This is a genomic window from Synechococcus sp. WC101 (genome assembly GCF_047461555.1).
GTDB lineage: Bacteria > Cyanobacteriota > Cyanobacteriia > Thermostichales > Thermostichaceae > Thermostichus.
This window is the reverse complement of the sequence record NZ_JANSHG010000098.1, coordinates 1-9,721: the sequence shown is the minus strand read 5'-3', so window position 1 is coordinate 9,721 and position 9,721 is coordinate 1. Positions and strand designations below refer to the sequence as shown.

Genomic DNA, 9,721 nt, shown 5'->3' with positions numbered 1-9,721 from the left:
CTTGAGAAACCCAAAAACTTCTCCCTCCAGATCCTCGTAGTGGGTAAGCTGCTGCATGGTGCGGGGCTCTCCCCGCATGTGCATGATGATTGCCGGCACCCCCTTCTCGGCACACAGCTGCATCATCTGCAGATCGCGCAGGCCGGTGACGTCATTAATCATGTGCGCTCCAGCCGCCAGAGCTGCCGCTGCCACCTCCGTTCGGCGCGTATCGACGCTGATGAGAATGCCGGATCCCTCTAGAGCCCGAATCACGGGCAAAACCCGGTCGCATTCCACCTCCACCGGTACCGGCTCTGCCCCCGGACGGGTGGACTCGCCGCCGATATCCACAATCAAGGCCCCCGCCGCTGCCATGGCTCTGGCTGCCTGCACGGCAGCTTCCACGGATCCCCACTGGCCGCCGTCGCTAAAGCTGTCGGGGGTTACATTGAGTACCCCCATCACCGCCACACCCCGCCAGGAAAGGCAGTACCCCTCCGGTGTTTGTTCTGCCCCAGGCAGGGGACGGCGAGAGAGCAAGCTGGTAACGCCCATAACTCCTGCAAGCTAATTCGCTGTCAGAGCAGCCGCCCCAGATAGGACCAGCGCGTGCCTAGCTGAATTCTAGAAGTAGGGAAGCGCAGGGGGCAGTAATCTATACAGATCCCTCGCTCCGTTTGTTTTGGGGTATTGCTAGGTGTCTCCCGTGAAGGGGAGGAGTGGCTGCGTGGCGCGGGCCGCGGTTGTGTATCTGCCTTGGTATGACCCTCAGTTGGTTGAGTGAGTGAGGGGAAACGTCACCTGAGGTCGGCAAAAAGCCATACCTAGGAGGGATCCCCTGCCAGCCTAAGGCCAAGGAGTAGCCTTAGCTCGCAGAGGAACCCCTCCCGCTTGAGCTAAAACATGATGTCGTCTTCCGAACGACCCCAGATGCACCAGATGATGGAGGCAAAAATTGCTAGGTAAACCCAGGCCATCGGCCCGTATTGCAGCAGATCCATCAATACATCCCTTAAAGTACTTGTTTATCTAGTCCAATTATTGTGATGTTTCGTTACAGCGTCAACAGTTTTCTCAGGAAAACGGTTGCGTCAAGCAGACCCCTTGGAAGCAGGGATCCCTGGCTAGATAAGTCGTTTTGCCTAGAGGCACTGCTGAGAAACCACGGCTTGGCTGAATAGGCTAGGGAGTCCTAGACATGGAAACGGAAGAGCATCACATCTCCTTCCTGAACCACGTAGTCTTTGCCCTCGCTGCGCACTAGGCCCTTCTCTCGGGCGGCACTCAGGGATCCCGCTGCCACTAGGTCCTCATATGCTATCGTTTCCGCCCGGATAAAGCCCCGCTCAAAATCCGAGTGAATGACCCCCGCTGCCTGAGGAGCAGTGGCACCGGCAGGGATTGTCCAGGCGCGGGTTTCTTTGGGGCCGGAAGTAAAGTAGGTGCGCAGGCCCAGCAGCTCGTAGGTGGCGCGGATCAAAGATTTCAGCCCCCCTTCTTTCACCCCCAGCGAGTCTAGATAAGCCTGTCGCTCTGCAGGCGGCAGCTCCACCAATTCCGCCTCCACCTGGGCTGAGACCACCACCACACGCGCCCCTTCTGCCTGGGCCACTTGCCGCACCTGCTCCACCCACGCGTTGCCAGTGGCCAGCTCCGTTTCCGCTACGTTGGCGGCATAGATCACCTTCTTGCGGGTGAGCAGCCCTAGCCCTTTGATGGAGGCCTCCTCTTCTGGGCTGAGGGGCACCAGGCGGGCCGGCTTGCCCTCGTCCAAAGCGGCCTGCAGCTTCTCCAGGGCCTGCAGCTCTACTTGAGCCGTTTTGTCGGACTTGGCCTGTTTGCGCACCCGTTCTAAGCGCCGCTCGATCTGGGCCAGATCCGCCAGGGCCAGCTCCAGGTTAATCACGCCCATGTCTCGCACCGGATCCACGGAGCCGGCCACATGCACGATGTTCTCATCTTTGAAGCAGCGCACCACATGTACAATGGCGTCCACCTGGCGGATGTGGGAGAGAAATTGGTTGCCCAGCCCCTCGCCTTTGCTGGCGCCGGCCACCAGGCCAGCAATGTCAACAAACTCAATCTGGGCGGGGACGATTGCCGCCGAGCCGCTGATCTTGGCCAGCACCTGCAGGCGTTCATCCGGCACTGCCACCCGTCCTATGTTGGGCTCAATGGTGCAAAAAGGGAAGTTGGCCGCCTCGGCCTTGGCATTTTCGCAGAGGGCGTTAAATAGAGTCGATTTGCCCACATTGGGCAGGCCAACAATTCCAGCTCTGAGCATCGAGATCGCGGAAGAAAAACTAGGGTAATGGAAAGGGATCCGTTGCGAAACTTTAAGGTCACTATTTTGACGTTAGCATTTGTCGCCTCTGGCTGCTGCGTTTACCAAGAGGGCGGCTCTGCGGCAAGCTGGGCAAGGTTTTTGGAGTTGCCCTCAGACCCGCTCCAAAAAGGCCACCCCCTCTACATGGCCTGTTTGGGGAAAGAAGTCGGCCGCTCGCCATTGGGTTAGGCGGTAGGATCCCTCGGCCATGAGAATTTGCAGGTCGCGCGCCAAGGTGGCAGGGTGACAGCTAATGTAGACAAGGCGCTGGGGTTGTCGCTGCTTTAGGATCTCGAGTACCTGCCGCTCGCAGCCGCGCCGCGGCGGATCCAACACCACAATATCGGCAGGAGGCAGAGTTGGCAAAACCGTTTCCACTGCGCCCTGGAAAAATTGGGCCGAGGGGATGCCGTTGAACTGGGCATTGTAGCGGGCCTGGGCCACCGCCGCCGGCAGGACTTCCACCCCTATCGCCCGTTTGGCCCGCCGGGCCAAGAGCAGGGTTAGGGTGCCGATGCCGCAGTAGGCGTCCAGGACGATCTCCTCGCCGCGCAGCTGGAGCTGATCCACTATCCAGGTAAAAAAGGCCTCCGCCTGCTCCGTGTTGACTTGAAAGAAGGAGGTGCTGTCAATCCAAAAGGAAAGACCGGCCAATTCTTCCCGCAGGGATCCCCGCCCGGCAATCACCTCCGTTTGCGGGCCAAAGATGGTGTTGGTGCGGGCCGGGTTGAGGTTGAGACAAACCCCCACCAGGTCGGGGTAGCGCTGCATCCAGCGCTTGGCCCACCTTTCTAGGTGGGGCAGGTCGCGGCTGCAACTGACCAAGGTGAGGAGCACCTCGCGGGTGCGGCGACCAATGCGCAAGCCCAAGTGACGCAGATGGCCCTGGTGGCGGCTTTCGTCGTAGACGCTCCAGCCGGCCTCCTGCAGATCCCGCTTAATTTCCCGCAAGAACACATCCAGCCGCTCGTCCTGCACAGGGCACTGGTTGAGGTTCACCAGGCGGTGGCTGCCCGGTCGGTAGTAGCCCATGCGCAGCGGCTGGCCCTCTGCTTTGGCAATGGGGTAGGTGACCTTATTGCGGTAGCGCAGCGGCTGCGGGGATCCCAAAATCGGGACAGGCTCCGGCAGAGTAAGACCGCCAATTCGTTCCAGCGCATCCCTGAGGATCTGCTGCTTGGTAACCAATTGTTGAGCGTAGCTGACGTGCTGCCACTGACAGCCACCGCACTTGTCCGCCACAATGCAGGCCGGCCGCACCCGCTGCGGCGAGGGAGCTATGAGGGAGCGAATTCGCCCGACCAGATAGTTGCGCTTGATCTCAGTTATCTGAGCCACCACGCGATCCCCTGGCACCGCTTGGGCGACAAACACCACCCGACCCCGCCCGTGGCCAAGCGTATGGGCAATGCCATCGCCCTCAGGGGTTAGGTCGGTGATCTCCAGGGATAGGAGATCCCCCGGCTTGATGGGATCAGGGGCCAGAGAAGGGATTGGCTGCTCCATGGAAAAAGGTGGTTGACGTTCTTCCCAGCCCTATTCGCGCAAGCGGGACAGAGTCCTCAGGGCGGGGCCTGCGCCGCCAAAGTTTTGGTCAATCGAAATCGGGTGAGACCATCCAAAGCTAAACTCGATACGTAAGAAAATCCGGCAACCGAAACAGAGTAATCCCAGAAAACCCAAGGGAGGAACTCTATTGTGGCATTGACCGGGGTGCCTGGGGATCCGCCGGAACCCTCTTTGCCTGGCTGCAGCGGAGCTCGAGGCTGGCCCCCCAAGCTGCGCCCAAGAGCAAGGTGATCAACAGGTGAAGGCGGCCATCCAAGATCACCACATCCAAAAGCCCCGCAGCAAAAAACGCCGTCAAGGCCAGTAAAACTCCCAAGAGGATCTCGTCTTGGGAGCAACGCCAGGCTCGCCAGCCCCGCGCCAAGATCCAACCCCAAAGGGCCAAGTAGCCCAGCAGCAGAGGGATCCCGCCTTCTGCCGCCAGATGGAGGTACAAGTTGTGGCAGTGGCCCAGCAGCTCTGGCGGATCCTGGGCATTGTAGAGGGCAGGAAAGCTCTGCCAGCCCCAGCCGGTCAGGGGCCGCTCCCACACCATCTGCAGGGCAAAGCGCCAGGCATCGAGGCGGTTGGCCGTCGAGCTGAAATAGGGGGCCTGGGGGTCAAAGGTGTCTGCCAACCGGCTCCAGATCAAGGAAGGGACAACCGCCCGCCAGCCGGGCCAGTCCAAAGCAGCGGCCAAGCCGGCTAATCCCAAGCCGGCCAGGAAGGCGAGCCCCCACCAGCAGCGCCGCAGGGCCAGCCCAATCAGTAGCGCCAGCCCCCCTGCCCCCCAGCCGTTGCGGGAGGCTGTCAGCAGCAACAGCAGGGATCCTAACCCCAGCAGCGCCGCCAGCCCTGCTCTGGTGGGGTGAGATTGAGTTACCCCCCACAGCCCTGCCGCCAAGCACAGGTGGATCACTAGGTAAATGGCCAGGAGGTTGGGGGAGGTAAAGGCCGCTGCCGGTCGCTCCCCGCCAGCCACTCCCGTAATCCAGAGCGGCCCCAAGAAGAGATGGCCCTGCCACCCCCACAGGACCTCTCCCCAGCCCAACAGCAGCATCAGCCCACTGCCCAGCACCAACACCTGCGCCAGGCGCCGGCGACTTTCAGGATCGGCCAGCGCTGCCCCAAAGGCCGGCAGCATCAGCAGAAAGGGCCAGTAGTTAAACATCCCCGGCAAGCTCAGCCGCCAGTCTTCCCCCAGCAGCGCCGTTGCCACTGCCGCCGCGCTCAGCAGGCCCGCCAAGCCCAACAAGGGATCCCGCCGGATCTGCTGCCAGCAGCGGCCATAGCTCTGCACCGTCCCCACCACCGCCAGCAACAGACTAGGGGCCAGGTTGACTGGGATCAGGGCCGCCGACCCCAACAGCCAGCCCTGAGGTTGCGAAGGCCGGGGGGACGGCGGCAGGTCTTTAGAGGCAACTGAGGCAGAAAAATTACTCATCGTCGAGGGGGATCCCCGCTCGTACCCGCCCCTGGCCAAAGTAGCGGCCAAACTGCAGCTCGTACACCTCATCTTCATCTTGCGTTTCCACCCACAGCTCGGAGCGGGCATAGCCCACGCACAGCAGCCCGTAGCCCTGCTCCTTCAGCTCCCGCGAGATCCCCATTGCCTCCGGCTGGTAGAGGGATCCCTGCCGGATCCGCACCGCACAGGTGGTGCAGGCGCCGTTGCGACAGGCAAAGGGAAGCTGGATCCCTTGGGCTTCGGCAGCCTCCAGGATGTATTGGTCGGCAGGCACCTGGATGAAGTAGTGGGCGTCTTTCTGGCGGTCGTGGATGTGAACCGGGTAGGAATGCATGGAGAAGAAGGGCCTTTTCCCCCGATGAGGAGACTTCTCCATGATCCCACAAGATTTGAGTGGAGTTGGGCTACTGCCCAGCTCCATAGGATAAGCTGAAGGCAGGGCCCCCAGGAGAGCAGCCTATGCTAGAAACTCCCAATTCCCCCATGCCCTCAGTGGAAAAACTGCCAGCTACCTTCTCGGCTGAAGTTTTTAACAAGCTCATCGAGAGCAATACTGAAACTCGTCCCTGGGGCAGCTTTACGGTGCTGGACGAGGGCCCCGGCTACAAGATCAAGCGGATTGTGGTGCTGCCCAAGCATCGCCTCAGCCTGCAGATGCACTACCACCGCAGCGAACACTGGATCGTCGTGGCCGGCACCGCCAAAGTGACCTGCGGCAACGAAGAGCGGCTGATCACCACCAACCAGTCCACCTATGTGCCCCCCTGCACCAAGCACCGCCTGGAAAACCCCGGCGTCATCCCCCTGGTGATCATCGAAGTGCAAAACGGCCAGTACCTGGGCGAAGACGACATTATCCGCTTCAGCGACGACTACGCCCGCGCCGACAGCGGGCAGTCGACCTCATCCTGAGCCCGTCCTAGAAGGGGAAAACGGTCATCAGCAGCAAGGCGGCCATCAAGCCCAGCGCCACCTGCACCGCCTGTCCAAAGGCCGGATGGCTGGTCACCACTTCGCCATAGCGGCTCTGGAAGCGGGACAGATCCAGGTAGGGAGCTATCCCCCGCCGGAACCATCCCACCACCGTCCCTTCTTGACCCACCAGCCTGCCTGCCCGGCTGGCCCCAAACAGGAAGTTGCCCAGCGGCCCAAACCGAGAAACATAGCGCAAGAAAATCATCCCCGTCTCATCCTGGAACTTGAGATCGGAGCCGAAGCGATAGCCCGCATCCCCCCGCCCGATCACCCGCCCCTCTAGCTGCATCGGCAAGCCGCGCAAGGGGCTGGCGTAGGGGTTGCTCATGGCCTTCAACACCGTCAGTGCCGGCGGGTTTTCCAAGCTGGGGTACATCACCGTCATCTTCAGCAGCAGGCCCAAGCTGGCTCCCGCCAGAACCAGGCCGGCAAACATGCCGTAAGACCCCGCCTGCAGAGCGGGGATCCCAAGCACCATCCCCAAGATCGCCCCCAGCCACTCGGCGTTTAACAAAACCACGTCCAGAAGAAAATTGCCGTAGAGCTGCTGGCGGTTGAGCTGCTTGCCCTGGGCCACCACGCTGGCCATGTCGAACTCCACCGGCAGATCCAGTTGTTCGGCATAGGTGCCCAGCGCCCGCACCCGCTTGCCGGTGAGGGGATGGGTGGAGTTCAGCTCCATCCACCCGGCCCAAGGGTTAAACAGATCCCACAAAAACACCCTGCCCACCTGGCTGGGATCCGCGGCCACCCGGTAGGCTGTCCCCGCCATCACCGCCGCCTTGGCATCGTAGATCCCCAAGGCCCGTGTGCCTTCCAGCAGGCGAGCGCTGCGCTGTCGGGTTTCCTCATCCTGTTGCCGCTCCCCTTCTTGCACAATGCCAAAGGCTATTTTCACCAGAGCCCGCGAGAGGGCATTGGGGTTGCCGGTGATTTCGGCGGCAAAGTGATCGGCAAAGTACTCCCGCACCCGCGACAGGTACAGCACCAAGTAGGAGCCGGCCACGTAGAAAAAGTAGGCGACCAGAGCCAAGGAACCTATGTTTTTGCCCCCTCTGCGGTCTCGGCGCGTGTCGCGCAGGTAGACGTAGAGGAGGTAGAGAATCTGCACCAACGTGGAAGCCAGGGTCATGACAGCAAAATCCCAGTGGATCACATGCCCCAGCTCGTGGGCATAGACCGTGGCCACCTCCTCATCTTCCAAGTAGGTGAACAACCCTTCGCTGACGACGATGCGGGCCGTATCCGGCAGGCTGCCATAGGTAAAAGCAGTAGGGTTTTGGTCGCGGATCAAGCCCAGCTTCGGCTGCTTCAGCTTGTACTGGCGACAGACGCGGGCGATCACCTCCGCGCTCTCTGGGCTGCGACGCCCAATTTCCGCCAAGCTCACCCACTGGGTGCTGTAGAGGCTGTGCTGGATCCAGTCCATCAACCAGGGAGACAAAAAGAAAATTAGGGCGTTGAAGGCCAGGGTGAGCAGAACGGCGGAAAGAAAAGAGCCAAAAGAGAACCCCCCTTCCAAGGTGCCGAAAACGGCCAGGGCCAACACAAACACCATGCCGAACAACAGGCTCAGGGTCACGCCGGCGGCCAGAGTGAGGTTGCCAGCAAAGCTGGCCAAAACCAGCGAGACCCCTGTCTGAGGAGCGCGGTACCGGCGTCGGGTCTGACCGGTTCTGAGATTGGAGGTGGCGGGATCCAAGTCGGCCAAGGCGCGGCTGGGGTTGAAGCAATAGCGGCTCAGCCAAACGCTCAACAGGCGCAGCTCGTGGGGATTGAGGCTTTTCAAGGGCTCTAGCCACAGGGCCGCATCCACCGACAGCATTGCCGTCGAGACAGCACCGGGGTTGCGGAACAAAGTGGGCAACAGGGGCAGCACTTCTTCCTTTTGCCCAGCGGTGAGGTTATGAAAACCCAAGACCGCCTGGCGCACCACGCTGGAGGGTTGAGGCAGGTCAGCGGTGAGCAACTGGCGGTCTTGGACAAAGCAATAGCGGCTGAGATCTGGACTGTCGGCGGGATCCCCCCTGCCCGTCGCCGCTTCCGGAGCCAGCCTCACCTGAGTTTTCCAGTTGGCCTGCTGTTGGCCGATGGGGCGGCTGTAGAGAGCCAAGCGCTTGACTTGGGGATAGCGGCTGGGAATTGCCTTCTGGAACCAGGCCGTCAGCCTCTCATGGTCGAGAGCAACGTGAGCAGGGTGGTTGATCATGATCACCAAAGCGTAATCCCCAGGACTGCTTTGGAGGGGCTGGGCCTTCACCTGAACTCTCAGACGCAGGTCTGCCAGAGCTTGCTCTAGCCACTGCGCCAATTCCTGCTCGTTCATGGCCGTCTCCCGGAGGGGGTAGGGTAAGCTGAGCTATTGCTTCAATTGCCAATGGCTTTCGACTTTACAGCGGCTATTCTGGCATTTTCTCTACCAAGGGATCCCCATCTCCCCCCAAACCCAGTACAGAACGCCCAGGGCAAGCATTTATCCAGGAGCTGAGCTGCAGAAATTGTTTGGCTACAAGATCGAGCGCTGTCCCTCCGGGCTGATGCCGATGATGGTGAGCTGGCAATCCAGCACTTTAAAGCCGTACTTTTCAGCCACCTTCTGGCTGATATTCAGGATGGCGTTGTTTTTGAACTCAATGACCTTGTTGGTCTTGACGCACACCAAATGGTGGTGGTGGTGGGGGGCCGGCTGGTTGATCTCGTAATGCTTGTGGCCTTCGGTCAGTTCCAGCTCGCGCAAAATGCCCATGCGCGCCATCAGCTTGACGGTGCGATAGATGGTGGAAAGGCTGATGTTGTGGCCTTCTTCCCGCAGCTTTTTGTGCAGCTCCTCGGCGCTCAGGTGAGTCCCCTCAGGCAAGTTTTGAAAGGTCTGGAGGATGATTTCCCGCTGCCGAGTGGCTCGCCAGCCTTTGGCATTTAGCTCCGCTTTGAAGGCTTCTTCCGTGTAGACCATGATGCCCCCCTCCGCTGTTGGGCAACGTCGCCGTAACAGTCAATAAGTTCTGTAATTGATAATAGCCTCATTTAAGTAAGATAGCGCCACTGAAAGATAGCGCCACTGACTTTCGGCTGCCAAAGGGATCCTGTTGCCTTCTTGAGAAGCAACGGCAGCGCCTGGGCCGGCAGAAGAAGGGGTGCGGGAAACCGGATCCCGCGTCTATTGGAAATGAGCTAGCCTACAGGGTATGCCCAGGTGGCCTTATAGTTCGAGTGAGTCTGGGCTAACATAACTCGGGAAAAGGCCCGCGGCATCCCGGCGGCGTTGCTAAGCGTAGTCAATACGGGAAGGGAAAACAAAGATGCGGTTTGAGCAGCCCAAAACCTATTCCATTTCTCTAACCGGCTGGGGCTTCTGGCTGGGATCCCTGGCCTTGGCAGCTTTGCTGACCCGTGTCGGGCTGGGGTGGCTGGTCGCCGGGTTG

8 protein-coding genes are annotated in these 9,721 nt (G+C 60.6%); 1 reads left to right on the top strand and 7 read right to left on the bottom strand.

The features are described from left to right. The 5 genes from folP to NW809_RS08005 all read right to left on the bottom strand — a co-directional run. On the bottom strand, positions 1-537 hold a 537-nt coding region (gene folP / locus NW809_RS08025), incomplete at its 3' end, for a dihydropteroate synthase (RefSeq protein ID WP_414401896.1). Positions 538-1,174: 637 nt separating this feature from the next. Beyond that, positions 1,175-2,266 carry a redox-regulated ATPase YchF gene (gene ychF / locus NW809_RS08020; protein WP_099812641.1) on the bottom strand — a complete coding sequence of 364 codons (1,092 nt, stop codon included), beginning with the start codon at positions 2,264-2,266 and terminating at the stop codon, positions 1,175-1,177. A 153-nt stretch (positions 2,267-2,419) separates the two neighbouring features. Then, a complete protein-coding gene (gene rlmD, locus NW809_RS08015) occupies positions 2,420-3,814 on the bottom strand; it encodes a 23S rRNA (uracil(1939)-C(5))-methyltransferase RlmD (protein ID WP_099812640.1) in 1,395 nt (464 codons plus the stop codon). Positions 3,815-4,001: 187 nt separating this feature from the next. Continuing rightward, a complete protein-coding gene (locus tag NW809_RS08010; protein ID WP_414401895.1) occupies positions 4,002-5,300 on the bottom strand; it encodes an O-antigen ligase family protein in 1,299 nt (432 codons plus the stop codon). Beyond that, positions 5,293-5,658, bottom strand: coding sequence for a 2Fe-2S iron-sulfur cluster-binding protein (locus tag NW809_RS08005; protein WP_011428952.1), 366 nt, complete (start codon positions 5,656-5,658; stop codon positions 5,293-5,295). Before NW809_RS08005 ends, NW809_RS08010 begins: the two co-directional genes overlap by 8 nt. A gap of 125 nt (positions 5,659-5,783) precedes the next feature. On the opposite strand from NW809_RS08005, the gene NW809_RS08000 reads away from it, so the two are divergent. Beyond that, entirely contained in the window at positions 5,784-6,236 is a 453-nt protein-coding gene (locus tag NW809_RS08000) for a phosphomannose isomerase type II C-terminal cupin domain (RefSeq protein WP_011428953.1), read from the top strand. A gap of 7 nt (positions 6,237-6,243) precedes the next feature. Here the strand turns inward: NW809_RS08000 and NW809_RS07995 are convergent, their stop codons facing one another. Then, the gene (locus tag NW809_RS07995) at positions 6,244-8,625 is read right to left on the bottom strand and encodes a M48 family metalloprotease (protein ID WP_011428954.1); all 2,382 of its coding nucleotides are present in this window, start codon (positions 8,623-8,625) and stop codon (positions 6,244-6,246) included. Between the two features lie 180 nt (positions 8,626-8,805). Beyond that, the gene (locus tag NW809_RS07990; RefSeq protein ID WP_414346803.1) at positions 8,806-9,252 is read right to left on the bottom strand and encodes a Fur family transcriptional regulator; all 447 of its coding nucleotides are present in this window, start codon (positions 9,250-9,252) and stop codon (positions 8,806-8,808) included. Between the last annotated feature and the right edge of the window lie 469 nt (positions 9,253-9,721).

Bases quoted from the DNA above. Each gene is read 5' to 3' on its own strand.
- NW809_RS08005 (WP_011428952.1), bottom strand. From the start codon at position 5,658: ATGCATTCCTACCCGGTTCACATCCACGACCGCCAGAAAGACGCCCAC.
- NW809_RS08000 (WP_011428953.1), top strand. From the start codon at position 5,784: ATGCTAGAAACTCCCAATTCCCCCATGCCCTCAGTGGAAAAACTGCCA.
- NW809_RS07995 (WP_011428954.1), bottom strand. From the start codon at position 8,625: ATGAACGAGCAGGAATTGGCGCAGTGGCTAGAGCAAGCTCTGGCAGAC.
- rlmD (WP_099812640.1), bottom strand. From the start codon at position 3,814: ATGGAGCAGCCAATCCCTTCTCTGGCCCCTGATCCCATCAAGCCGGGG.
- NW809_RS07990 (WP_414346803.1), bottom strand. From the start codon at position 9,252: ATGGTCTACACGGAAGAAGCCTTCAAAGCGGAGCTAAATGCCAAAGGC.
- NW809_RS08010 (WP_414401895.1), bottom strand. From the start codon at position 5,300: ATGAGTAATTTTTCTGCCTCAGTTGCCTCTAAAGACCTGCCGCCGTCC.
- ychF (WP_099812641.1), bottom strand. From the start codon at position 2,266: ATGCTCAGAGCTGGAATTGTTGGCCTGCCCAATGTGGGCAAATCGACT.